The organism is Mesorhizobium sp. WSM4814 (assembly GCF_055811595.1).
This window is the reverse complement of the sequence record NZ_JBVVQT010000003.1, coordinates 132508-157189: the sequence shown is the minus strand read 5'-3', so window position 1 is coordinate 157189 and position 24682 is coordinate 132508. Positions and strand designations below refer to the sequence as shown.

The 24682-nt window shown below is 62.1% G+C and carries 20 protein-coding genes; 8 read left to right on the top strand and 12 right to left on the bottom strand.

Annotation, left to right across the window (positions count from 1 at the left end):
- Nucleotides 1-171: 171 nt before the first annotated feature.
- The 5 genes from AC0L2V_RS07110 to AC0L2V_RS07090 form a co-directional block, all read right to left on the bottom strand.
- The gene (locus AC0L2V_RS07110; RefSeq protein WP_027156384.1) at nt 172-1203 is read right to left on the bottom strand and encodes a substrate-binding domain-containing protein; all 1032 of its coding nucleotides are present in this window, start codon (nt 1201-1203) and stop codon (nt 172-174) included.
- Nucleotides 1204-1624: 421 nt separating this feature from the next.
- Nucleotides 1625-2719 carry a LacI family DNA-binding transcriptional regulator gene (locus AC0L2V_RS07105; RefSeq protein ID WP_287191543.1) on the bottom strand — a complete coding sequence of 365 codons (1095 nt, stop codon included), beginning with the start codon at nt 2717-2719 and terminating at the stop codon, nt 1625-1627.
- A gap of 110 nt (nt 2720-2829) precedes the next feature.
- The gene (locus AC0L2V_RS07100; protein ID WP_473519769.1) at nt 2830-4347 is read right to left on the bottom strand and encodes an amino acid ABC transporter permease/ATP-binding protein; all 1518 of its coding nucleotides are present in this window, start codon (nt 4345-4347) and stop codon (nt 2830-2832) included.
- Between the two features lie 76 nt (nt 4348-4423).
- Entirely contained in the window at nt 4424-5260 is an 837-nt protein-coding gene (locus tag AC0L2V_RS07095) for an ABC transporter substrate-binding protein (protein ID WP_473519768.1), read from the bottom strand.
- 161 nt (nt 5261-5421) lie between these two features.
- Complete coding sequence (locus AC0L2V_RS07090) at nt 5422-6288, bottom strand: PfkB family carbohydrate kinase (protein WP_287374682.1); 867 nt, start codon at nt 6286-6288, stop codon at nt 5422-5424.
- A gap of 95 nt (nt 6289-6383) precedes the next feature.
- On the opposite strand from AC0L2V_RS07090, the gene AC0L2V_RS07085 reads away from it, so the two are divergent.
- The 7 genes from AC0L2V_RS07085 to AC0L2V_RS07055 all read left to right on the top strand — a co-directional run bounded on the left by AC0L2V_RS07085 (nt 6384) and on the right by AC0L2V_RS07055 (nt 15746).
- Complete coding sequence (locus AC0L2V_RS07085; protein ID WP_353682868.1) at nt 6384-7391, top strand: SIS domain-containing protein; 1008 nt, start codon at nt 6384-6386, stop codon at nt 7389-7391.
- A 62-nt stretch (nt 7392-7453) separates the two neighbouring features.
- Nucleotides 7454-8581, top strand: coding sequence for an NAD(P)/FAD-dependent oxidoreductase (locus tag AC0L2V_RS07080; protein WP_473519767.1), 1128 nt, complete (start codon nt 7454-7456; stop codon nt 8579-8581).
- A 232-nt stretch (nt 8582-8813) separates the two neighbouring features.
- Nucleotides 8814-10583, top strand: coding sequence for an IucA/IucC family protein (locus AC0L2V_RS07075; RefSeq protein ID WP_473519766.1), 1770 nt, complete (start codon nt 8814-8816; stop codon nt 10581-10583).
- Nucleotides 10567-12276, top strand: coding sequence for an IucA/IucC family protein (locus tag AC0L2V_RS07070; RefSeq protein ID WP_473519764.1), 1710 nt, complete (start codon nt 10567-10569; stop codon nt 12274-12276). The genes AC0L2V_RS07075 and AC0L2V_RS07070 overlap by 17 nt, the downstream gene beginning before the upstream one ends.
- A 13-nt stretch (nt 12277-12289) precedes the next feature.
- Complete coding sequence (locus AC0L2V_RS07065; RefSeq protein ID WP_473519763.1) at nt 12290-13561, top strand: AMP-binding protein; 1272 nt, start codon at nt 12290-12292, stop codon at nt 13559-13561.
- Nucleotides 13561-14904, top strand: a complete 1344-nt coding sequence (locus AC0L2V_RS07060) for a DUF6005 family protein (protein ID WP_473519762.1) — start codon at nt 13561-13563, stop codon at nt 14902-14904. Before AC0L2V_RS07065 ends, AC0L2V_RS07060 begins: the two co-directional genes overlap by 1 nt.
- Nucleotides 14901-15746, top strand: coding sequence for a sugar phosphate isomerase/epimerase family protein (locus AC0L2V_RS07055; protein ID WP_473519761.1), 846 nt, complete (start codon nt 14901-14903; stop codon nt 15744-15746). The genes AC0L2V_RS07060 and AC0L2V_RS07055 overlap by 4 nt, the downstream gene beginning before the upstream one ends.
- 141 nt (nt 15747-15887) lie before the next feature.
- Here the strand turns inward: AC0L2V_RS07055 and AC0L2V_RS07050 are convergent, their stop codons facing one another.
- The 6 genes from AC0L2V_RS07050 to AC0L2V_RS07025 all read right to left on the bottom strand — a co-directional run bounded on the left by AC0L2V_RS07050 (nt 15888) and on the right by AC0L2V_RS07025 (nt 22085).
- Nucleotides 15888-17984 carry a TonB-dependent receptor domain-containing protein gene (locus AC0L2V_RS07050; RefSeq protein ID WP_473519760.1) on the bottom strand — a complete coding sequence of 699 codons (2097 nt, stop codon included), beginning with the start codon at nt 17982-17984 and terminating at the stop codon, nt 15888-15890.
- Nucleotides 17985-18170: 186 nt separating this feature from the next.
- Nucleotides 18171-18929: an iron ABC transporter ATP-binding protein gene (locus AC0L2V_RS07045; protein WP_473519759.1), complete on the bottom strand. Its 759-nt coding sequence runs from the start codon at nt 18927-18929 to the stop codon at nt 18171-18173.
- Entirely contained in the window at nt 18926-19900 is a 975-nt protein-coding gene (locus tag AC0L2V_RS07040) for an iron chelate uptake ABC transporter family permease subunit (RefSeq protein WP_473519758.1), read from the bottom strand. The genes AC0L2V_RS07045 and AC0L2V_RS07040 overlap by 4 nt, the downstream gene beginning before the upstream one ends.
- A complete protein-coding gene (locus AC0L2V_RS07035; RefSeq protein WP_473519757.1) occupies nt 19893-20873 on the bottom strand; it encodes an ABC transporter permease in 981 nt (326 codons plus the stop codon). Before AC0L2V_RS07035 ends, AC0L2V_RS07040 begins: the two co-directional genes overlap by 8 nt.
- Nucleotides 20870-21772: a siderophore ABC transporter substrate-binding protein gene (locus tag AC0L2V_RS07030; protein WP_473519756.1), complete on the bottom strand. Its 903-nt coding sequence runs from the start codon at nt 21770-21772 to the stop codon at nt 20870-20872. The genes AC0L2V_RS07035 and AC0L2V_RS07030 overlap by 4 nt, the downstream gene beginning before the upstream one ends.
- A 28-nt stretch (nt 21773-21800) precedes the next feature.
- Entirely contained in the window at nt 21801-22085 is a 285-nt protein-coding gene (locus tag AC0L2V_RS07025) for a DUF2218 domain-containing protein (RefSeq protein ID WP_091589882.1), read from the bottom strand.
- A gap of 159 nt (nt 22086-22244) precedes the next feature.
- Here AC0L2V_RS07025 and AC0L2V_RS07020 point away from each other — a divergent pair, with 159 nt between their 5' ends.
- Complete coding sequence (locus AC0L2V_RS07020) at nt 22245-23954, top strand: ABC transporter ATP-binding protein (protein ID WP_473519755.1); 1710 nt, start codon at nt 22245-22247, stop codon at nt 23952-23954.
- 196 nt (nt 23955-24150) lie between these two features.
- On the opposite strand, the gene AC0L2V_RS07015 is transcribed toward AC0L2V_RS07020, so the two are convergent.
- Nucleotides 24151-24420, bottom strand: coding sequence for a hypothetical protein (locus tag AC0L2V_RS07015; protein WP_473519753.1), 270 nt, complete (start codon nt 24418-24420; stop codon nt 24151-24153).
- Between the last annotated feature and the right edge of the window lie 262 nt (nt 24421-24682).

Here is a 24682-nt window from a genome sequence, read left to right as displayed (position 1 = left end):
CGGGGTTGCGGCGGCCCCGTCTGTGGCGGGGGGGGGCTGTTTCCCCGGGGGGGCGCCCCCCCCCCCCCCCCCCCGGCGCGTGTAAAATGGGCGGGGGGGGGGGGGGGCGGGCCCCCCCCCCCCCCCCCCGTCCGGTCGAGCATTCCGAAGGAGCTCGAAGAGCGGCGGGCCTTATTCCTCGATGCCCTTGGTGCCGCGCCGCTTGAGGTAGGCGTCCCAATAGAAATCGTCGGCATTTTCCGCGGTGACGATGGAAAAGCCGTTGTCGACGAAGGGCACGCTCATGCCGTTGAAGCCCGACCGCCGGGCGTCGTTCATCGGATCGATCAGTTCAGGATGCTTGGCCAGCCACAGCAGCATGAACCCCATATAGCCCTGCATGCCCTGGTTCGGGTTGACTGAGCCAAAGATTTCGCCGGCCTTGATCATGTCGAGGATCTTGGCGTTGACGTCGGCCAGCATGACCCGGATCTTGCCGCCGCCTTCCTTGGCGGCCTGAGCTGCGCCGATTGCCGAGTTGGCTTCCGGCATGAACACCGCGCCCAGATCGGGATGCGCCTGAGCAAGGCTGAGCACGGCCTGATAGGCCTTCGTCGCATCCTGGTTCGACGCAGCGCGGCCGACGAGCTTCATATCCGGCCATTTGGCTTCCATGCGGGCGATGAACGCGGCAATGCGCTTGTCGTGATTGTCCTGTCCGGGGTTTTCGAGGACCGCGTATTCGCCCTTGCCGTCCATCGCCTTGGCGACTGCATCGGCGGCATAGGTGCCTTCGGCGACGTTGTCGGAGGTGATGTAGGATACGCGTTTGGAGTTGGGCGAGTCTGCGGCGAATGTGACTACGGCCGTTCCCTGCTCGATGGCCCGATTGATTGGCTCGATGAAGGGATCGGAGTTCATCGGATGGACCAGGATGCCAGCCGGCTTCTGAGCCAGCGCCTGGTCGAACGTCGCTATTTGCTTGTTCACGTCGTATTCGGGGGTCCCGGTATATTCGGTCTCGCAGCCGAACTGTTTTCCAGCCTGCTTGAACATCTCGTAGACCGGGAACCAATATTCGACACCGGAAACCATGACGTTCATGACGTATTTTTCACCCGGTTCGCATTTGAACGGGTTAGCGGCCTGGGCAGCGGCGTGGCTTGCCCCCAACACTGTGGTGGCGGCTGCCGAAATGGCGAGCATGCTCAAAAATTTGCGCAAGAGTCCTCCCTCGGCCGAAGCCTGGTCAATGGGCGGTCGGACACTTGCGTGCCGCCGCTTGTGGTTGATGAGGCCGAACCTCCTCCCGAGGCCCAGCAGTTGATCATTCGCAGCAGTTGGCTCGAGTGTCAATAAAATTCACATAAAGAAATATATTTCACAACTGCTCGTGCACCCGCCCGGCCGAGACGACAACCGCCGCCATTGCAGCGGCCGTCCTCGTTCACGAGGACCGGCGCCGAAGCCGTTAGGGTCGCCAGGGTTGGTGAGTGAACAGCCAGGCAAGCTCAGGTCAGCGGTTTCAACTGACCTGTCGATGCTTTCCTGAATGACCTACGACCGTTGTAGGTCAAGGCAGGCAGGGATTGAATGTCAGGGACGGGCCTTCTTCCCCTCTCAGGGGACTTCAGATCGTCCAGCCTTAGACATGCACGGCAATCGAATTGCGCTCCACCAAGCGGGCCGCCAGGACACGGTGCTCGAAAGGTAAGGTGGCCTCCGCCAGCCTCTTCAAGAGAAGCTCCGCCGCCGCCGCTCCGATCAAATGGGCGGGTTGCGCGATGGCTGTGATACCTTGTGCCACGAACTGCATCCAGTCGAGATCGTCGAAGCAAAGCAGCGAAACGTCTCCTGGAATCGCAAGCTTCAGTGCGGAAGTCGCCTCCAGAACGCCTGTCGACATCACACCGTCGGCGGTGAATAGAGCGGACGGCGCATTGCGCATCGTCAGCAGATCGAGCGCCTCTTTGCGGGCCGCCTCGCTGGAATAGACCGTCACGCGGCGGATCAACTGCAGATCCGGCTCGATTCCTGCGGCACGATGGGCTTCCAGATAACCCAACAGCCGTTGCCAGCTTGGATGGTGGTAGCGAACCTCGGCGCTGGAGAGGTCGACGTTCGCCACAAACGAGCCGACATCATCGCGCTGGCCCGGACCTAGTTCGGCCAGTATGCCGATGCGGCTGTGTCCGGCCTCAATCATTGCAGCGATGCTGCTGCGCGTTACAGACACGTTGTCGACCACCACGGAATCGGTTTCCAGGCCCGCCACGATGCGGTCGAACTGCACCACGGGACAGCGGGCCGCGACTGCCTCACGAAGATGATCCGGCTGATCCGCGAAGGTCGACGAGACGATCAAACCGTCGACCTGTTTTTCCAGCAGCAGTTGCACTGCCTCGCGCTCGAGTTCGGCATTTTCGTCACTATTCGTAACGATAACCCCGAAGCCGCCACGGCGCGCAACATCCCCTATCCCACGCAAGACGCTCGCGTAGAATGGGCTTTCGATGTCGCCGACCACAACTCCGATAGTCTGCGTCTTACCGGTGATCAGACCTTTTGCCAGGCGATTGGGGCGATAGCCCAGCGCTGCTGCGGCGGCGCGCACCTTCTCCTGAACCTCGGGGCTGCTGTAACCGTAGTCGCCAAGCACACGCCCCGCCGTGGCGGAACTGACCCCGGCCCGGCGAGCAACCTCTATGATGGTTGCGTTTTTTGATGATCTTTGAATCACTCAGCAAGCCCCGCCGCCCATTCGTACGTCGCAACGACGAGCTAGTGGCAGTTAGGCCCGCCCCGCAAGCCAGAACTCAGCAGCACTCGCCGTTGCACACACTATTGCAATCAGAGCACCTCAGACAGAAAGCGCCGAAGACGAGGGCTTTGCGGATTGTCGAAAAGGTCCGCTGGTCGCCCTGCCTCGACAATCCGTCCCTCGTCCATGAATACGACCTGGTTTGCAACCTTGCGAGCGAAGTTCATCTCGTGCGTAACGACGACCATCGTCATCCCGCCCCGTCCGAGGTCGGCCATCAAGTTCAGGACACCCTTCACCAATTCCGGATCGAGGGCGCTGGTGACTTCGTCGAACAGCATAATTTCTGGTTCGAGGGCCAGGGCTCGCGCGATGGCCACCCGCTGCTGCTGTCCGCCCGAAAGATTTGCCGGCCGATGGTCTTTGCGCTCCAAGAGTCCGACTTCATGCAGCCTTGCTGAGGCCGCGCGCTCAGCCGCCTCGCGTGACATGCCTCTTACCTTGCGCAGCGCCAGGGTGATGTTGGCGAGCGCACTGCGGTCGGGGAACAAGTTGAATTGCTGGAAAACCATGCCGACACGCCGCCGAAGCTGGTCAGGGGTCTGGCTGTAGATGCTTTCGCCATCGAGCAGGATGTCCCCGGCTCGACACTCGACGAGGCGGTTGAGGCAACGCAGCAAGGTCGACTTGCCTGAGCCGGATGGGCCGATCAGGCAGGTGACCGTCCCGGGCTCCACTTTCAGACTGACGTCATGAAGCACCTGGACGGCGCCGTAGGCCATGTCGATATTCTTGACCTCGATGCTGCCACCCTTGAAGCGTGCGGGCGCCTTGGCTGCGCCCGGCAAACCGGCGTCAGCCAGCTCGGCGACTTCCTTGAGGCCGCTCTGCACGCCGCTGATACGCTTGCCGACGCGCATGCGCGTGTCGATGTAGTTGACGAGGTGGGTTAGCGGCACCGTGATCACGAGATAGAACACGCCGGCCAGCAAGAGTGGTGACAAATTGCCGGTCAGCACGGCCTGGTCTTGGCCGACGCGGAACAGTTCGCGTTCGGAGGCGAGCAGGCCAAGGAAATAGACCAGGCTGGAGTCTTTGACGTTGCCGATGAACTGGTTGACCAGTGCCGGCAGGACGCGGCGGATGCCTTGCGGGATCACCACCAGGCGCATGCCTTGGCCATACGTCATTCCGAGAGTGCGGGTGGCGTCGATCTGACCACGCTCGACGCTCTGAATGCCGGCCCGGAAAATTTCTCCGATGTAGGCGCCGGCAATAAGGCTGAGTGCCAGAATGCCCAGCGGATAAGGCGATGGACCGAACAGATCGCGGCCCAACCGCGCGAAGCCCTGGCCAATGATCAGAATAGTCACAATGGCGGGAAGCCCACGAAAGATATCGGTGTAGACCCGTGCGAGGAGTTTCAGCGGCCGGTTTTCGGAAATCCCCATCACGGCGAGGACGATACCGATCAGCGTCCCGAAAAACGTCGAGGCGACGGCAAGGATCAGGGTGTTCTTGAGGCCGACCATCACCATGTTTGGCAGAACGTCTGCCATCGCCTGGAAATCAAGGAAGCTGCGGGAGAAGGTATCGAACCAGCTCATATCAGGTCCATCTATAACTCGGCCGGGCACCGTTGCTCACGGGCCCGGCCGGAAAACACAGCAAAGTCGCTCGAACTCACTTCTTGGGCAGATATTGATCCGGCATCGGGGTGCCCGCGAACCATTTTTCGTGCAGCCGCTTCCAGGTGCCATCATCCATGGCCTCGCGCAGCGCCTTGTTCAGTGCCTCGCGGAAGGCGTCGTTGCCTTTCTTGACGACGAACCCGGCTGGCGCATCGAAGGACGGCACGTTCATTGTTATCTTCAGGTTCTTGTAGCGTTCTACATACTGCTTGGCCGACTCATAGTCGGTGAAATGGCCATCGATCGTCCCGTTGTTCAGCGCCGCCACTGCGGTGTTGTTATCGGGGAACTTGACGATGTCGCCCTTCAGATTCTTCTCGGCATAGATTTCCTGCAGCGTCCCCTGGATGACGCCGATGCGCTTTCCGGCGGTGCTCTCATTGCTCGTCAGAGCCGGATCGGCCGAAATGATCGACAGATAGCCGGCGATATATCCGTCGCTAAAATCCACGGTCTTCTTGCGCTCCGCAGTCGTGCCAATCGCGGCGACAGCGACGTCGAAGCGGCCGTTGGCGACGGATGGCAGCAGCGCCGAGAATTCCTGGCCGGTGAAAACAATCTGCTCCTCCTTGAACCCGAGCCGGCGCGCCACGTCGCGGAAGAGTTCAGCATCGAAGCCGGTGAAGTTTCCATTGGCGTCGGTGAAGACGTAGGGCTTCGCATCGCCCATCGTTCCGACGCTGATCGCCATCGGGTCGATGAGATTGTAGGGGTTGTCGCTCGCCTTTGCCTGCGTGGACCAGGCCAATGTGCCAAATCCTGTCACCAACGCGACGGTCAGCGCCAGACCGCATTTCACCAGGTGGCGCCTGCTCGAATTTGTTTGCATGTCTTCTCCTTTTAATCGGCCGAACCCGGCCTTGCGGTTCCACTCGACGTCTGATCCATCAAAAATGCTCTTAGGCGGCGTTTCGTTGAGCGGATGAGAACGTTATCACTTCCCCTAACATTATCCGTTCCTCGCGTCAATTGTTTCGGAGAATTTCGCAGCTAGACAGCTTTCCCGGGTGGAGCGTGCCGGGCCCCGCTAAGGATCTCGGGCGTCATGTTCCCGATATCTATTGCTGACGCATGGCCGATCGCGCCGTAGTACTGGCAGGTTGCAGCCGCCGCCTCTGCGGCATGGCGGAGAATGTCCTGAGGCGCCTCTTCGTTAAGCAGGCCGAGTAGCGTTCGGGCGATGAAGGTGTCGCCCGCGCCCAAGGTGTCGACGGGTTCGACCAGCCGCGCCGGAGTGTGGTAGGAGACAGAGTCTCTGTGAAGCACCGCGCCGGCTCGACCGCGAGTCACCAAAACCCACTTTGAACCACATGCAAGCAGCTCGGATACGACTGCGGCCAATTCCTTGTCGTCGAGACCATCCCCTGAGACGGAAGCCAGATAGCAAAAAGGTCCAATCTTGCGCCGGTGCTCCGGTTCCCGTCGCGTAGAAAAATCATAAGATAATAGAGAGTTACCTGACACTGAGGCAATCCACGGGTCTAATCCGCTGGACTGGCCGATATGCACGGCCTGAAAGCCTGAGAGAAAATCCAGATCTTCATGCGTCGGCGTGAACATCGAAACACCGAGGTCGAAATCCAGGAAAATCCGATCGGCGTTGTGGTGACCTATGAGGCAGTAAGCGGTCGGCCCTTCGAGGCGCCGCAATCGGGTGATGTCAACGCGCTCCGACGCCAGTGCGGTGCAGATCAGGTCCCCGGCCCGGTCTTTTCCGATCGCTCCAACATAGGCCGACTGCCCGCCGAAGCGGCTCAGGTGGACTGCAACATTGAGGCAGTTTCCGCCAGGATACATCTCGCCGCGATCAAGGTAGCAATCGACCACGTTATCGCCCATCGCGGCAATCTTGACCATTGCAGGACTTTCAGCTTATAGGATGTGATAACGTTCGCACAATGACTGCTACCTGTCAATTGCGCGCCGACCCCAACTCTGTCAGCGAGACGAGGATGCTCATGATTTCCGCCCTGCCTGCCGACGTAGAACGCGCTCTGAACGCCACCGCGGGCAGGCAGTTTTCGCACCTCTTTCTCGTGGCGTGCGGCGGCTCGCTCTCGATCATGATGGCAGGCAAATACTTCCTCGACCGCCACAATGGGACATTCGCCTGTGACAGCTACAACGCGGATGAATTCGTCTGCCGAGATCCGCGGCGGTTGGGACCTGACACGCTCGTTGTCCTTTGCTCGCAGACAGGAACCACCAAGGAGACAGTGCGGGCGGCCAATCATGCCAGGACGCGAGGCGCAACGACAATCGGCATGACGCTCGACCAGACGTCGCCCCTCGCGCGGGCGGTCGACCACCCGATTGCCTACCAGGCTTCGTACACGACGGGCAAAGCAATCGATGCAGCCTACAGCAATTACGGCGTGCTCTACATGCTGCTCGCCGGTTTGATCGATGCTCGGGAGGATGGCGGGCTAACCGACGACCTGCTGATCTCCCTGGGCCATCTTCAACCGGCCATCGAGCGCGCGCACCGGGCCTACGCAGACCGGTTCGAGGCGTTTGCCCCTCGCTTCGCACCTCGAGAGGCAATCTACACACTAGCCAGCGGCGCCAGCTACGGTGCGGCCTATTCCTACGCCATCTGCGTGCTCATGGAAATGCAGTGGTACGACTCGCAGGCAATACACGCGAACGAGTTCTTTCATGGCCCATTCGAAGTCGTGGATAAGGATGCTTGCTTCATTGTCTTGCTGGGTTTGGACGAGACGCGGAGCCTTTCCGAACGCGCCCGCGATTTCCTTATCGAGTACGGCAGCCGGGAAAACATCCTGGTGCTCGATGGAGCCGAACTCGACCTCAGCGGTATGTCCGAACACATCAAACCCTATCTCGTGCCTTTGGTCTTCTTCGACACTCTGTGGCGTTTTGCCTACAAGCTGGCCGGTTTGCGCGATCGGCCGATGCTCGAGGGCCGGCGCTACATGAAGAAGCTGTCGGACTACTAGTCCCGCCGCGCGTGTGGCGATCTCACACTCCCAGCCCATCTTCCGCGTAAAAGGATTTCTCTATGACTGCATCCCCTAAGCCGCGTCATGTCGTTGTTGTCGGCGCAGGCATCTTTGGCACATCGACCGCGCTGCACCTCGCCCGCCTTGGCCTTGATGTGACCATTGTCAACGACGGCGCGCCGTCTAATGGTGCATCCGGCCGTTCACTTTCCTGGCTGAACTCAGCGCGACGCGCGGACACTGCCTATCACCGCTTGAGGCTTGCAGGCATCGATCGTTATCGGACCCTGGCCGCTACAAGGCCGGAAGCCGCATCGTGGCTTCGCTTTGACGGCGGCCTCACCTGGGATGCAGATGACGAGGCGAACCAGATCGCGTCGATGTGGCAGTTGGAGCAGGATATTGGTTATGACTCGCTTCTGCTCGACCCTGCCGAAGTTGGCGCAGTGACGCCCGGCATCGATGCCAACGCGATCGCCCCGCAGGGCGCCATCTTCAATCCTGGCGAAGGATGGGTTGACCTGCCGTCTTTGATCGATCGGCTGCTCAATGAATTCCGCTCCCGCGGCGGCAAGCTTGTTCAGGACGCTGGACGCGTGCGGATAGTTGCCACAGGCGGTCGCGCACGTGGCGTCATCACTGCTGGCGGTACGCCGGTCGAGGCGGATGCAGTCGTCCTTGCCGTAGGGCCAGCGACGCCTTGCATGCTTGCGGAGATCGGAGTCCATGTCCCCGACGCCACCCCGATTTCACTTCTCTTGAAGACCAAACCGATCAAGACCGACCTCCGTGCCGTGCTGAATACGCCGCGTGTTGCGGTGCGCCCGACGCCGGATGGCGCACTTGTTTTGGATTCGGCATGGTCGGAGGAAGAAGTCGCGGTCAACTCAGACGGCACTTACACCGTGCACGACAAAACCGTAAAGGGACTGCTCGACGAAGCTACCGCCGTGCTCGACGGCAATCCGCGGCTCCAACTCGCAACCTACGCCGTTGGCCCGAAGCCTATCCCCGGCGATGGCGAGCCGGTGCTTGGCTCCGTCGAGACCGTCGCCGACCTTCACGTCGCTTTTAGCCACAGCGGCGCCACGCTTGGACTGATCGTCGGCGAATTGCTGGCCAAAGAAATCGCCTCCGGCAATCCGCATCCCATGCTTGCAACCTTCCGCGCCAACCGTTTCGGCTAAAAGGGCAATCGCGGCCGAGATCGAACTGTCCAGATGAGCCGCGGTGGCATTGCCCAGATGATCGCCTTCAGGAGGTTGATCCCTGCAGCTGACTAGGATAACATGACAATCGTAGTTTAGTTTTAGCCGCGGCCGCAGCAAGGCTGGTCCTTCACGCGCGGCGCCATCAAAACCCTTGAAACTCAGCACAGAGCGCCTGCCCGGCGTCTGTGCGACATGGCGTCCGCAACGAATGATCGACAAGAATCAGATTGCAGCAGAACAGGCAATTTTTCGAGCCTTCGCAAACAGCTATTTGCGTGAGCTGAATTCCGGGATTCCGGTGTTCCACCGCATCGGAGAACGGAACTTCGATTGCGTGGAGATTTCCCTGCCATCGCGGCATGCCGTGCTGCGCATCGAAATGAAATCCCGATCGCTTTGCGGAATGCACCTGTTTGGACAGATCTGGATTCGTCAGGATGCAGGTCCGAACTGGCACGAGATAGAACCGATCCTGGCCGTGCATCTGCTTGTGCTGGGAGCCAGAGAAGCCGGATCGGCCACGCACCGACAAGCCGATGTGGAGCTCCTCGAACGGATTCTTCAGAGCTGTCAGGCGACGAAGCGTTACCTCGATGCCGCCGATCGGGCGCCGCCACCGATCAGCTTTATAGCCGCGGAACAATCCCTGTATTTTGGACATCCGCTGCATCCGACGCCCAAGAGCCTGCAGGGCATGTCGAACTGGCAGCAGGATGTCTATGCCCCCGAATTGCGCGGCGGTTTCCAGCTGGCCTATTTCGCCGCCGCTGCCGACCTCGTCCGCGAGGATTCCGCCGGCATCGCGGTGACCGCGATCGTCAGCTCACTGCTGGGGAATGACGCCGGCAAGGTCGCCGCAGGCAACGGCGAGATGCTCCTGCCGATGCACCCGCTTCAGGCGCAAGCGTTGATGCTCGACCCGGCGGTGCGCGCGCTCATGGATTCAGGGCAGATCCGGTATCTCGGCCCGGCAGGGCCGGTGTTCACGGCGACTTCTTCGGTGCGCACGGTTTACAGCGATGATGCCGCCTGGATGCCGAAATTCTCGCTGCCCGTCCGCATCACCAACTCGAAGCGCGTCAACAGGCGGCACGAGCTGGAAGCAGGCGTTGCGGTGGCGCGCCTGTTCGAGCGCGCCGGGATCGACATGTTCGAGCCGCGCCTCGGCTTTCTCCACGACAGCGCATACCTGACGCTGGATTTTTCCGGACAGGCCGAGAGCGGTTTCGAAGTCATCTTCCGCGAAAACCCGTTCCGGGGCCGCGCCGACGATCCCGTGATCACCGTTTCGGCACTGACGGCCGAACCACGTCCCGGACACAGCTCATTGTTCGAAACCATCGTCCGGCGCGTCGCGCAGGATCAGGATATCTCGGTGCGGCAGGCGTGCCGTCGCTGGTTCGAATGCTATCTCGACTGTGCGCTCGATCCGCTGGTCAAACTCTTTGACCGGTTCGGCGTCGCGCTGGAAGCGCATCAGCAAAACAGCTTGCTTGACCTGTCGCAGCAGGGGCTGCCCAGCCGATATTTTTATCGCGACAGCCAGGGGTTCTACCTCTCGAACAGTTTCAGGGCCCGGTGGTATGGCCTGATGCCCGACATTGTCCAGATCCGCAGTCTTTTCTTCGACGACCGTGAGATTCGCGAGCGGCTCTCCTACTACCTCATTGTCAATCAGATCTTCTCGGTTGTCGCTCGCGCCGGGCATGACGGCCTGGCAAGCGAGGCCGAACTGCTCGCCATGCTGCGTGCGCGGCTCAAGAAGCTGGCGCAAGAGCTCACTGGCGCGGGCGGGGAATTCGCGACCAACCTGCTGGACAAGCCGCACATCACCGCGAAGGCCAACCTGGCAATCCGACTCGGGGATGTCGATGAGCTGGCCGAGGGCGGCAGCGCCGTCTACACGCATTTTCCCAATCCACTCAGCCGTGCCGGGCTATTTGTCGCCGCGGAGCAGGCACATGCCATTGCCTCTTGATCTCCACGGCATCCCCGAGCTGCGTGTGATGCGCCAGCTCGCGGAAGCCCTGGTCTATGAGGGCCTGGTCGATTGCGCGCTGTCGCGAGACGGCGGGAAAGCCCGCTTCGAATGGCGCTGCGGCGGCGCCTCGATACGCTGCGAGGGATCGATCGGCGCCTTCGGCCGGGTCAGGGTTGTCGCCGAGACGATCGAGCGGGGCTGCGCCGACCAATGGCGCCCGGCGACGCTCGGCGATCTGCTTGCGAGCATAGACACCTGCCCCGAACGGCGCGCGCAACTCACTTCCGAACTGGATCGGACGCTCGATTTCAGCGCCTGGAACCAGCTCAATCTCCGGCCCAAACCGCGCCGCGATCTGCCATTTGCGCAACTCGACAGCGCGATCGATGAGGGTCATCCCTATCATCCGTGTTTCAAGGCGCGCACCGGCTTCGACTACGCCGACCACGCGGCGTACGGCCCGGAAGCAGGCAACGCCTTCCAACTGGCCTGGCTGGCGGTCGCGCCCGAACGTCTGCACTCGGCGTATCCCACGGACGAGCAGGCTTTCTGGATGCACGAACTCGGCACCGAAACCTACGCGCTGCTGGACGAGCGCCGTGCCCGGCTCGGCGACAATGCAAGGCGGTTCGGCCTGATGCCGCTGCATCCCTGGCAATGGAAAGCGTTACAGGGCTCGGATCTGTCGCGCTGGCTGGCGGAGGGCTCCGCCGGATTCCTCGGCGAGGCCGGCGACCACTATACCGCCAGCCAATCCGTGCGGACGCTGTTCAATCGCGATCAGCCGCGACGCGCCAATCTCAAACTGCCGATGAATCTCATCAACTCGTCGGCCAGGCGCATCATCGAGCCGCATTCGGTGTGCAGCGCGCCGGTGATCAGCCGCTGGCTCAAGGACATTGTCGCCAGCGATCCGCTGTTCGAGGCGCGTTATCCGCTCACGATCCTGGCCGAATATGCCGGCACGATCGCAGATCGGGAAGGACCGCTGGCAGGACAGATCGCCGCGATCTGGCGGGAGGAGGTTACGAGCAGCCTCCAGCCCGGCGAAACCGCGGTGCCGCTCAACGCGCTGATGGGCTTGGAGAGTGACGGCCGGCCGTTCGTAGCGGACTGGGTCGATGAGTACGGGCTGGACGCCTGGCTCGACAAGCTTGTGGCTACGGTGGTGATGCCGGTGTTTCACCTGCTCGTCGGCCATGGCATCGCCACGGAAGCGCATGGCCAGAACCTGATCCTGATCCATCGCGATGGCTGGCCCGTGAGACTGGCGATGCGCGACTTCCACGACAGCGTCGAATATGTGCCGGGCTTCCTGCGCGATCCCTCCACTGTTCCCGACTTCCTCGCCTTGAACCCCGCCTATCGTGACGCCGCGCCGAACCAGTACTACTGGATGGAGAGCGCCGATTTGCTCGGCGAGCTCTGCCTGGACGCCTTGTTCGTCTACAACCTCGCCGAGATCTCGCATCTGCTGCGGCATTGTTACGGTCTCGACGAAGACAGCTTCTGGTCAGGCGTCGGCAGGCGGTTGCAGGACCATTGCCGGCAGTTCGGGCTGACACACCGGCAGGCCGCGCTTGGCCTGTTCCAGCCACGCATCCGCACGGAATCGCTGCTTCGACGCAAGCTCGCGCCACCGCGCACCGAATGCGCTCACGAAATCCCAAACAGCCTTGCAGTCGCGTAAGGAGACAGAAAACATGATCACCATCAACGACACGGTCTTTGATCGAACTTATTTCCGCGACGCGGCGGATCGCATTGCGGCCGCGGCGCAACTCGACAAGCGCGCAGGCGACCGTTTTGCGGTCTGTTTCTCCGAGGCGCAGGATTGGCTGGCGTTCTTCTTTGCCGCGCGCGCAGCCGGCGCCAGCGTGCTGCCGCTGCATCCCTCGACGCCATATGCCGCGGCGCGCCGGCAGGCGGAGACGGCGAAGTGCAACTGGCTTTTCTACAACCGGCTGGATGGCGAGCCGATCTGCGAGGAGCGCGCCAGCGAAGCTGGACAGCTGCTGCAGATGAGTTCCGGCACGACCGGCGAGCCGAAATGCATCGCGCGCGCCTGGAGCGACATAGACGACGAGATCGACAGCTACACCTCGGCGTTTGTCGAGCCACAGGACATGACGCCGTTGATCGCCGGCCCAACCACTCATTCCTATGGCTTGATCTGCGGCGTAATGGTGGCGCTGAAGCGCGGCCAGTCTCCCGCCATACTGGACACAGGGAACCCAAAATTCCTGCTGCGCAAGCTGCGCGAAACGGAGCGGCCCTACCTGATCTCGTCGCCGGCCATCCTTCACACGCTCGCCAGGCTCTTGCCGGCCGGCGAGCAGATCCACGCTACGATGACATCCGGCACCCTCTTGCCCGACCCCTGGTTCGGGCAGATCAGAGCCAAATCGAAATACATGTTCCAGCAGTACGGCTGCTCGGAAGCCGGCTGCATAGCGATCAACCGGGATGTGCAGGCGGCTAATGAAATCGGCCATGTGCTGCCGCGCTTCGCGTTGCGCGACGCCGGCACGGCCAGTGAGCCGAAGGAAATTGCCGTCGAGCGCAAAGGCGTGGTCGTCGAGACGCGCGACCTCGGCTACCGCCGCGACGACGGGATGCTGGTCTTCCTGTCGCGTCTCGACGATCTGATCAACGTCTCTGGCCTCAACGTCTATCCGAAGGAAGTCGAGGACGTGGTCATGACGTTCGGCGGCATTGACGACGCGGTCGTGTTCCGCAAGCAGGATGCATTCGCGGGCGAGCGCGTCGCGCTTCTGTTCAGCGCCGAACATGCGGTCGACCGGGCGCAGCTTCGGCAATGGTGCGCCGAGCGGCTTGCAGCACACCAGATGCCAACCGAAATCGTTCAGGTGGAGCGGATCCCGCGTCAAGCGAACGGCAAGATCAGCCGGCGCGACGTGGCTGTGCGCTACGGCACGGGCGAATTCGCGCTGGTACGGACGGAGGCAGCCTGATGACCTACGATCAGATAGTCGACGCGATCGGGACGGTCCTGCGCGACAGGCTCGACAACCAGCACATGGATGGCTTCGCGCCGCAAGCCAGGCTGAACGAGGATCTGTATCTCGATTCCGTGCTCATTCTCGAACTCATGCTGGCGCTTGAACTCGACCACGGTGTCGCGCTTCCCGAGGAGGTGGTCAGCCGTCAGGATCTGGACACGGTGGACGACTTGGCGCGGCTGTTCGTCAACGCCTCGGAACAGAATGGAACACTGATTAAGCCGGCTAAGGAACTTGTTCTCGCTTGCGCGGAACAAGAAGCGGCCGAGCGGATCGGCGTGCATGGCGAGGACTTCGTCGACATCAAGGTCCATTGCTTCGTCAGCAATGTCTGCCACGCGGTGAAGCAAAGGCAGCTCGATCATCGACCTTTCTTCTTCGGCGTCTGGGATGCGGGTTTCGCCGTCGATAAAAGCTGGCGGCTGGCGTATCACGCGCCTGAAATCAACCACGACTTCTTCCGCGATTGGTTCGAGCGCCTGTACGGCGCCAAGGTCCGCCAATGGTATCGGCCGGACGCAGCCAAGGTAGAGAACCTGGCGACGATGCTGGAGCTCCTGGAACGCAAGAAGCAGAGCGAGTACCTGATGGTCATGCTCGATCTCTTCCACCTGCCGGAGCGCGAGAACAAGTTCAACCAGAATCCGTTCCCGCACTATCTGATGTTGGTACACACCGAGGATCCGGCGGTTTGGATGGTTCTGGACCCCGATTTCCGCTGGGAAGGCAGGATCGAGAAGCAGAAAGTCATCAATGCGATCATGCAGCCGACCGTTGCCGGCGGCTTCATCTTCGACGCTGCCGACATCAGGAAACCGTCCGCCGTAGATCTGCGCGACTATTTCCTTGCCTGTTTCCATGAAGACGACAATCTGCTGACGCGCGCAACGCGCGAAGTCGTTCGGGCGCATCTGGAAGGCCGCGACGGCGTGAAGCTGCCCGAGTTGTCGATGGCGCTACGCGAGCTGCCGGTCATCTCGATCCGCAAATACGCGCTGGAGCATGGCTTCGCCTTTTTCTGGCGATCGCTGCAGCTTTCCAACGCCGGGTTCGACACGATCTGCGACGACATCGAATCCCTGATCCAGGAATTCAAGACGCTTCACTACGCCATCATGAAGCTCAGCCAGACAGGCGACGAAGCCTTGGCGCCGCGGGTGTTCGAGAAACTCGATATGCTGGACGCGATGGAGCGCTCGCTGAAGCGCCGCCTTGCCCAAACCTATCGGGTGTGGTGCGACACGCGCGGCCTCCTGCACGCGCCGCGCCACGATGTCGAGGACGCCGTCGCATGAGGCTGTCGCTCTGCACGATCACCTTCCGCCATCATCTGCTGTCGCTGGAGGACATCGCGCGATGGGCAGAGGCGAACGACTTCCAGGGCATCGAGCTCTGGGGCGCACACGCGCGCAACATGCAGCATATGACCGAGCGCAACGCCGAATGGATGGCGGCATTCGGCCTTTCCGTACCGATGCTCAGCGACTATCTGCCTCTCGATGACGATCTGGCGTCGCTGCGCCACGCCACGTCGAACCTCTGCCGCCTGGCCGGCCGCTGGGGCGCCCGCAAGGTGCGCACGTTCGCCGGCAAGTCGGCAAGCCGGGACACCTCGCCCGAAGCGCGCTGGCGACTGTCGGCGCGGCTCAAGGACGCCTGCATGATGGCGCAGGACCAGGGCTGCCAGCTACTGGTGGAGACACATCCGGGAACGCTTGCCGATACGCTGTCGTCGACGCAGCGCCTGCTCGAGGAGGTTGACCATCCAGCGCTGGGCATCAATTTCGACACCTTGCACGTCTGGGAAGGCGGCGCCGATCCGGTCGCCGCGCATCGCGCCCTGTTGCCGCATATCCGGCACTATCATCTGAAAAATGTCCGCTCGCGTGCCGACCTCGCCGTCTTCGAGCCGGCAAACGTCTATGCCGCGGCCGGAAAGCGGACGGGCATGACCGCGCTTTTCGACGGCGCGGTGGACTATCTGCAATTCCTCGACGAATTGTTCGAGCGCGAGGAGGTGGACGCCTCACTGGAATGGTTCGGCGGCGACTGCTTCAACATACTCGCCAACGACGCCCGCAACATGCGCCTGCTACGGGCGGACCGCGAAGCACCGGTTCGCGCCGGCGTCGCTTGAGCATCGACAGCGCCGCGCGTCCTTATGGATGCCGAAAGGGCGCTGTAGCACTTTGGCGCACGATCCGTTCCGAAGGCGCCAACGCAGACATCGTTTTTGCAGCCGGCTGGGCGATTGCCGAGGCCGGCGTTTTGCCAGGGATCAGAAGCGCGCGGTGGCGCTCAGCCGGAACGAGCGGCCGGGATCAAAGTGCGGCGCCACCCCGTCGAAATCCTGCCCGTAGGCCGCGCGGTCGGTATAGGCCTCGTCAAAAATGTTGAGCGCGTCGGCGCGCAGCGTGAAGTTCGGCTTCGAAGGCGGCGTCCACTCGACATAGGCGTTCACTACCTCGTAGCCGGGCAGCTCCTTCTTCTCGCTTGCCGGATCGGTTGGATGCCGCACCAGCGTCCTATCGGTTTTCAAGGCGATTTCGATGTCGCCACCGATTTTGACGCCCCAATCGTCGAATGTGTAGCCGGCGCCGATCATCACGATCTGGCCGAGAGGAGTCGTCAAATAGCGGCCGATCTCGGTATCAGCCGGCTTGCCGTCGACGTCGGCATTGATGTCGGCATATTTCACACTGACAAAGCCGGCGTCCCAATCATAGCGGCCGCCGATCTCCCAACCCTTGGAAACGAGATCGAGCGTTCGGATCGAGGTGAAGACAGGCACCGGTGACGTTTCGGGTCCGAACACCGGCAGGCGCGCGTCGTTGATGTCGGTGCGAAACACGTTCGCCTCGAAGGTGAAGCCGTTGTAGCGCGCCTCCAGACCGGCCGTATAGTTGTTCGACGTCACCGGCTCCGGGCCGTCGCCATAGGTCCAGGCGGGGTTCTGGAGGTAGTTTTCAGCCAGCGGAACGCCGCCCCAGACATGCGAGGTCCCCGCCTTTACCGTCAGGAACTCCGGCACAAGGTCATACTCGCCCGAAATGTTGCCGCTGACACCGGCGTTGTTCCAGTCCGAGTCGTCGATGCCGGTGAACCATTGGTGATCGGCGCGCCCGCCGAAGGAAATCCTGGCGCGGTCGAAGGGCTCCAGCCGCGCCTGGGCATAGGCGCCGATATTGGTGGCGCGCTCGTCCGTAAAGAACGGCTCCGTCGGGTTGAGATAATCCAGGTTGGCTTTGTCGTTGTAGAAGTCGAAACCGGCAGTGACGCTGCCGATGTCGAGCGCGAAGCGGTTCTCCACCTTGCCGTTGAAGCTGCTGGTCGCGCCGTCGGTCGGCGACACGATATTGGCGTCGGTGCGGTCCGTTTCCAGCGTCCCGATCTGGGTGCGGCTGTAAGCGAGTACGATCTTGGGGTCCCACCACCCTTCCGGCGACGTATCCGTATAGGTAAAGACCGTGTTCTGGCGGCGAAGATCATAGTTCCGGAGTTCAGGCTCGGCGCCTCGGTCGATATAGACGTTGGCGCGATAGGGGCGCAGCGCGTCGTCGCGGACCTGCTCGTGGCTGAGTTCGAAACGATGGCCCTCGACGCTCTCGTAGGCGATCTTGGCCAGTCCGCTGATCAGATCGGTGCGGGTCCCAGGCATCTCCTGGCCGTTGCCGGCGGTAAAATTGCCGCCACGGCCGTAATTGATGTAGCCGAGATACTCGAAGCCGTCCTGCCGGCCGAAGCCGCTCACCCCGGTGGTGAACGTCTCGCTGTTGGTGTCCCATATGCCGGTGACGAAACCGCCAAAATTGCGGCCGGGTTCGAGCAGGTCGACCGCATCCTTGGTCTCGAAACCAAGCGAGCCCGCGAGTGCGCCCGGACCGGCGTCGGCCGGCGCGACGCCAGCCTGTACCGACGCTGCCTTTAGAAGTGCCGGGTCGAGCAGATAGGTGCCGTTGTGGTGGAACACCTTGTTGTTCTGTCGCGACCCGTCGACGGTCACCGCCAGATTGTTCTCATCGACGCCGTTGACGTAGATCTTCTGCGTGCTGGGGATCGCGCCGCCGACGGCGATCTGCGGCTCGCCGGAGAACACCTCCCTCAAATCCTGCGGTTTCTTGCGGTCGATCTCCTGCTGGTCGATGGTGATCAGGTTGGCGCCGGCCGTCGCGTTGGCGCCCGCCCCCACGTCGACGACGAGAATGGTGTCGAGTTGCGTGCCCCCGCCGGGAACTTGAGCTGTTTCATTTTCTTCGGTCGTGCTCGTCCCGGCTTCCGCTTCCGGGGCGGGGGCAGACTGCGCCAGCGCTTCGGGACACAAGAAAATAGACATCGCGGTGCTGACGGTCAGCGCTCGCAACAGATCGGATGACATCGGCTAAATCCCCTCGAATACGGTAGCCCCGGCTGGCGCGAACCGCGCCTGTTGGGACTGCCTTAACCCATCGGTTGCGCTGCGGCAACAAACTTGATAATAAAAATCCAGTTATGCAAGCCGTTGTAACTGCTGCGCTCTTCGAGCGCTGCAGTCGCGGAAGCATTCTCAGCGTGGTGCAGATTCTCAGGCGTGATGCAGGACGGTCAGCCGACCGGCGATGTTTTCGACCCGCATCGAGAAGCCAAAAATGCTCTCCAGTATATCCGGCCGGATGATGTCGCCGGTTTCGCCCGATGCGATAACGGCGCCGTCCTTCATCGCGACGATGCGGTCGGCGTACGAGGCTGCATGATTAATGTCGTGGAGCACGATGAGCACCGTCTTGCCGTGCTCGTCGGCGATTCGTCTCAGCGTCCGCATCAGGTTTCTTGCATGAAACATGTCGAGGTTGTTCAGCGGCTCGTCGAGAAGGATGTAATCCGTCCCCTGGCAGAAGGTCATGGCGACGAGGGCGCGCTGCCGTTGCCCGCCTGACAAGGTGTCGATAAAGCGCAGCGCCAGGTCGCTGAGATCGAACTGTTCGAGCGACGCCGCGATGATTTCGTGGTCTTTCGCGGTCAGCCGCCCGCGGTTGTGCGGGAAACGACCGAACCCCACCAGTTCGGCGACACGCAGGCGGCTTGCGACGCCGGGATCCTGTCGCAGGATGGCCATAGTCCTGGCCAACTGCCGGCTCGGCGTCGTGTCGACCGGCAGCCCGTCGACGGTGATGCGGCCGCTTTGCAGGGGCCGCAGGCGGGCGATCAACGACAACAGGCTGGACTTGCCGGCGCCATTCGGTCCGACAAGCGCCGTGACGCCGCCCTTCGGCACGGTCAGGCTGACATTGTCCAGAATGCGGCTGCCGCCAAGAGCCAGGGAGACGCCTGCAATCTCGATCATCGCCGGCCCCCGGCAAATAGAATGGCGAGGAACACGATGCCACCGACAAACTCCACGACGATGCCGAGGCTGCCTTCCCCGCCCAGAGCATGCTGGAGGATTGTCTGGCCGCCGACGAGCACGATTATCGCCGTGAGCGCGGCTGCCGGCAGAAGGATGGCGTGCCGGTCGGTGCCGACGATGCGCCCAGTGAGCGAAACCACCAGCAGCCCCAGAAACGCCATCGGTCCAACCAGCGCCGTCGACGCCGACACCAGCGCGGCGACAACAACCAGCAGCCCGGCAGCCGTGCCGCGCCACGCCAAGCCCAGCCCAATGGCTGTGTCGGTGCCCAGCGCGAGCACATCGAGAACATGTCGCGCCCGCCAGGCGATGGCGACACCCGCCACGGTGATCGCGCCGGCCAACAGCAGGAGATCGGGTTCCACCGCGTTGAAGCTGGCGAAGACCGTACCCTGCAGTACGGCGAAATCGTTCGGATCCAGCAGCCGCGCCAGCAACGTCGTCAGCGATCGGAACAGCACGCCCAGCACGACGCCAGTCAGCAGCATCAGCGTCAGGTCGAACCGCTGGCGAAGCATCGGCAGGAACAGCGCCAGCGCGAGGCTGGTCATTGCCGTGAAATTGCCGAGGAAGTGCAGGCGCGGATCGATGCCGGCAACGCCGAAACCACTCAGCGCAAAAACCAGCGCCGTCTGGCAGAAGACGTAGAGCGCATCCAGGCCCATGATCGATGGCGTGATGATGCGGTTGGCGCAAACGGTCTGGAACACGACCGTCGAAACCGCCACCGCCACGCCGACCAGAACCATCGCAGCCAGCCGCGCTGCGCGCAGTTCGACCACGAAGGCGAGATCGCCGCGCAGGCCGATCGTCATGAAGGCCACGCCGGCCAGCACTGCGACCGCCGCCATTATCACGAGGCGGCCCTCGGGCCGCACCAGGCCGCGTTGCATCAAAACTTCAGTCATTGCTGTTTCGGCCAAGCAGCAGGACGAGGAACAGCACCGCCCCGACGACGCCGAGGATCGTGCCGACCGGAACCTCGTAGGGGAAACGGATGAGCCTGCCCATGATATCGCAGGCAAGCACCAGCGCCGCGCCACCGCCGGCGACCCATGGCAAGGTGTGGCGCAGGTTTTCGCCGGCGAAGCGCGATACGATGTTGGGCGCGACAAGGCCGACGAACGGGATCGTACCGACGACGACCACGGTCAGCGCGGTGATGGCCGAGACGATGACCAGGCCGAGCCGAAGCATGCCGGCATAGTTCAGGCCGAGCCCTATGCTGACGTCCCTGCCCAGCGAAAGCATCGTCAGGCGGTCGGCCGTCCACCAGGCCAATACGACCAGTGCGCCCGCGACCCACAACAGTTCATAGCGCCCGCGCAGGATGCCGGAAAACTCGCCCGTCATCCACACTTCGAGATACTGCAGAAGGTCCAGGTGCCAAGCGGCAAAGATCGCGGCGGCGCCAATGACGCCGCCATAGACCAATCCGAACAGCGGAACGAGAAAAGGTTGTGTCGGCGGCAACCTATGCGCGAGCATGAGGAAAACGGATGTCCCGGCGAGAGCGGTCACCGCCGCGCCGGCTGCCTTCCATCCAAGCGATGCATCGGGCCAAACCAGCGTCACCACCAGTATGCCGAGTGCCGCCGATTGCGCGGTTCCAGCCGTCGAAGGCTCGACGAAACGGTTGCGGGCAAGCGTCTGCATAACAAGCCCTGCGATGGCCAGGGCGCTGCCGGCCAGAAGTGCCGCCAACGTCCTCGGCAAGCGGCTGATCATGATCAGCCGCAAGGCTTCCGGGTCGGAGGCCAGACTGCCTATGGTAAGCTCGCTGACGCCGACGAACAGACTGGCCACAAACAGCGCCAGCAGGGTTGCGGCGCCGATTGCCTGATAGGCGAAGCCTTGAGAGCCAAGCGATCCGGCGGTCATTGGGTGCGCGAGAAAGCGTCTCGAATGGTTTTAAGCACGCGCATCGTCGACTGAACGCCGCCTGCAGCGATGTAGAAATCGGCAGCCGGCATGTAGACCACCTGCCCTTTCTTCCAGGCCGTGGTTTCGGCCACCAGTTCATTGTCGAGCGTCGCCCTGGCATTCTGCTCTCCCGAACCGATCGCTGCGGCGCGATCGAGCACGATGAGCCAGTCCGGATTGGCGTCGCGGAGGAACTCGAAGGAGATCGCTTCGCCGTGGGTCGCGGCCTCGACACCCTCGACCGCCGGCGTGAGCTGGAGCGCCGAATGCAGCCAACCGAAGCGGGACTCCTTGCCATAGGCGGTCACCTTCGGGCCGCTGGTCATCAGGATCAGCGCCGTGCCCTTGCCCTTGACGGCGGCACGCGTCGACGAAAGCGCGTCATCGAGTTCCGAAGCAAGCGCCGCCGCCTCGGCCGGCTTGCCGACGAGAGCGCCGTAGGTCGTCAAGCGCTGCTTCGCCTGGGCGAACAGATCATCGCCATTCATCGTCATATCGATGCTCTGCGCAATCCGGCTGGTCGCCGCCAGTTGCGGCGAGGAGCGCCCGCCGACAATGATGAGGTCCGGCGCCAGCGCGCTCAGCGCCTCCAGATCGGGCTCGAAGAGGGTGCCGACGATTTCCGCGCCGTCCTTCAACACGGCGAGCTCGGGCACATAGAGCTTGTCGGGCAAGCCGGCGATCTTCACGCCCAGGCTGTTCAACGTATCGACCGCCGCAATGTCGAACACCGCGAGCGTTTGCGGCGCCTTTCCGACCGTTACCGGGCCCTTCGCGGTTTCGATCTCGGTTGCGAACGCCTGAACGAGGAAAAGCGCCAATGCCGGCAAGGCCAGGACCGACTTGAGCCATCTCATGAGCATGCTCCGTGTCGCAAACGACGCTTCAATCGCGCCAGGCCAGCGGCTGGAGATTTTCGCGGAAGGCGAACCGGACGAGATGCGACTCGATGACCTGCTTGGTCTCGGTCAACGCCTTGGTGTCGGCCGCTTCCACCACTATGTCCAGCCGTTCGAGACCGGCATTCATGGTAGCCGTGCCGCAGGAGAACCGGCACTGCCCATGCCCATCGCCATAGGCGACCTCGACCTTGTGCGCGAAATGCTTGCAAAGCTGCTGGAGATATTTGCCCGCATTCGGCGTTTCGCAGCGCGTGATCGCAGTCAGCATGGAGACCTCATAATATGATGTTTACACTCCACTTATCGTAAGCTATCCGTTCGGACAAGTCGGCGCCGCTGAGCAGTCGCCGCAAGAAATGCCTGTAGCGACAGCTCTCGCATAGCCATGCTCCTGGCAGGCCAGACCTTCGAACAGAAAAGCATCCCAATGCTGCGCAGATTTTTCGCCTACTACCGCCCCTGGAGAAGTCTGTTCATCCTGGATTTCTGCTGCGCGGTTCTGTCTGGCCTGCTGGAACTCGGGTTTCCGATGGCCGTCAAGCTGTTTGTCGACGAGTTGTTGCCGACTCAGCAGTGGCTGCTGATCCTTGCTGCGTCGGCCGGCCTGCTTGCCATATACGTGGTGAACACCGGACTGATGGCGGTCGTGGTCTACTGGGGCCATATGCTCGGTATCAACATTGAGACCGAGATGCGCCGGAAGAGCTTCGATCACCTGCAGAAGCTCTCGTTTCGCTTCTATGACAATCACAAGACCGGTCACCTCATCGCCCGGGTCACCAAGGACCTGGAGGAAATCGGCGAGGTTGCCCATCATGGCCCGGAAGACCTGTTCATCGCGATCATGACGTTCATCGGCGCCTTCGCGCTGATGTTCCTGGTCAATCCGCAGCTTGCGCTGATTACGGCGGCAATTGTGCCGCTGGTCGCTTGGGTGACAAGCCGCTATGGCGCGCGCATGACGCGCAACTGGCAGGCGCTTTACGGGCGGGTCGGCGATTTCAACGTTCGCATCGAGGAGAATGTCGGCGGCATGCGGGTGGTGCAGGCTTTCGCCAATGAAGACCACGAGCGCAACCTGTTCGCGCGCGACAACGCCAGCTACCGCAAGACCAAGCTCGATGCCTATCGTATCATGGCCGCAAGCACGTCGCTGAGCTACATGAGCATGCGGTTGATCCAACTGGTGGTGATGATCGCCGGAAGCTATCTCGTGCTGCGTGGCGAACTTTCCAGTGGCGGCTTCGTTGGCTTCCTGCTCCTGGTCAATGTGTTCTTCCGGCCGATCGACAAGATCAATTCGGTGATTGAAACCTATCCGAAAGGCATCGCCGGATTTCGCCGCTATGCAGCCCTCCTCGACACTGAGCCGGACATCGCGGATCGGCCCGGTGCATTTGACGCACCGATGCTCCGGGGTGACATCAGCTACCGGGACGTCAGCTTCGGCTATAGCGGCGAACGGCCGGTTTTGAAGAGCATCAATCTCGACATCGCAGCAGGACAGACCATCGCCTTCGTCGGGCCATCCGGCGCCGGCAAGACGACCCTGTGCTCGCTGCTGCCGCGTTTTTACGAGGTCGACAGCGGCGCCATCACCATCGACGGTCTGGATATCCGCGATATGACGCTGGCCTCGTTGCGCGGGCAGATCGGTATCGTGCAGCAGGACGTGTTCCTGTTCGGCGGCACGATCCGCGAGAACATCGCCTATGGCCGGCTGGACGCGGTCGAGAGCGAGATCGTCGAGGCCGCGCGCCGCGCGCGCCTCGACGAACTCATCGCCTCGCTGCCGGAAGGGCTCGATACGATCATCGGCGAGCGCGGCGTAAAGCTTTCGGGCGGTCAGAAGCAGCGCCTGGCAATCGCGCGCATGTTCCTGAAGAACCCGACCATCCTCATCCTGGACGAGGCGACTTCGGCACTCGACACGCAGACCGAGCGGGAGATCCAGCAGTCGCTGGCAGAGCTTGCGCAGGGCCGAACGACGCTGGTGATCGCGCACCGGCTGGCGACGATCCGCAATGCCGATCGCATCGTGGTGGTCGCCGATACAGGCATCGTCGAACAAGGTCCGCATGATGAATTGGTGGCGCGCGGCGGCGCTTACTCACGACTGGGCGCGGCTTCAGATTAAATGAGATGCAGCTCTCAAAGCTCGGGCCGAGGAGAGTTCTCCTGAAACGCACCCGATCGGGCTGCGCAACCAAACCCGCTCCAGCCCACGCTACGAGATCGAAAAGGATCTTCCCTGCGCTGGGCGTGAGGTGATTCCAGGCGGCGGGCGAGCCCGCCGCCTGGAAGTCGAATCTCGACCGTGTGGCCGAACGCTGTTATCGGCTGCCCCACATCCCCTGTCCGTAACCAGGTCCGGGCTTATCGAAGTTCGAATTTCCTGCCGAGGTCGCTGCGCTGTCGGTCGTGTTGACACTCGCTGTGCCGCTCGGGTCGAGCGCGTAGCCGTTGTCGGACGCCATCGAATGGTCACGGGTCTTCGGATAGAAGGAGCCATGGCTGTAGTCGGAGCCATAGTGGTCGCTGCCGGCAAAAGCCATGCCGGAAGCAAACAGCAAGGTGGCAGTGGCAAGAACGATCTTGAGCATTTCAATTCTCCATTTTTGAGGGTTAGCGTTTGGCCTCGACGCGCCGTGCCCCGCACCGCATCGATGAGGCCGTCTTTTCATGCCCTTTGGGCAAACCGACCAACCGCTATCCTCCTGGATGTGCGGCGGCAGGTTGTTCAGCGCACGGTCTCTTGTTGCGTTCGTGCGCAGTTCGGTGGGCTGCCCAATGGCAGCCGAGATCATCACCAATCGGCAGTGTCAGCGCGGCCGTACGAATGTCGGCTGTTCCCGATCAGCCGTC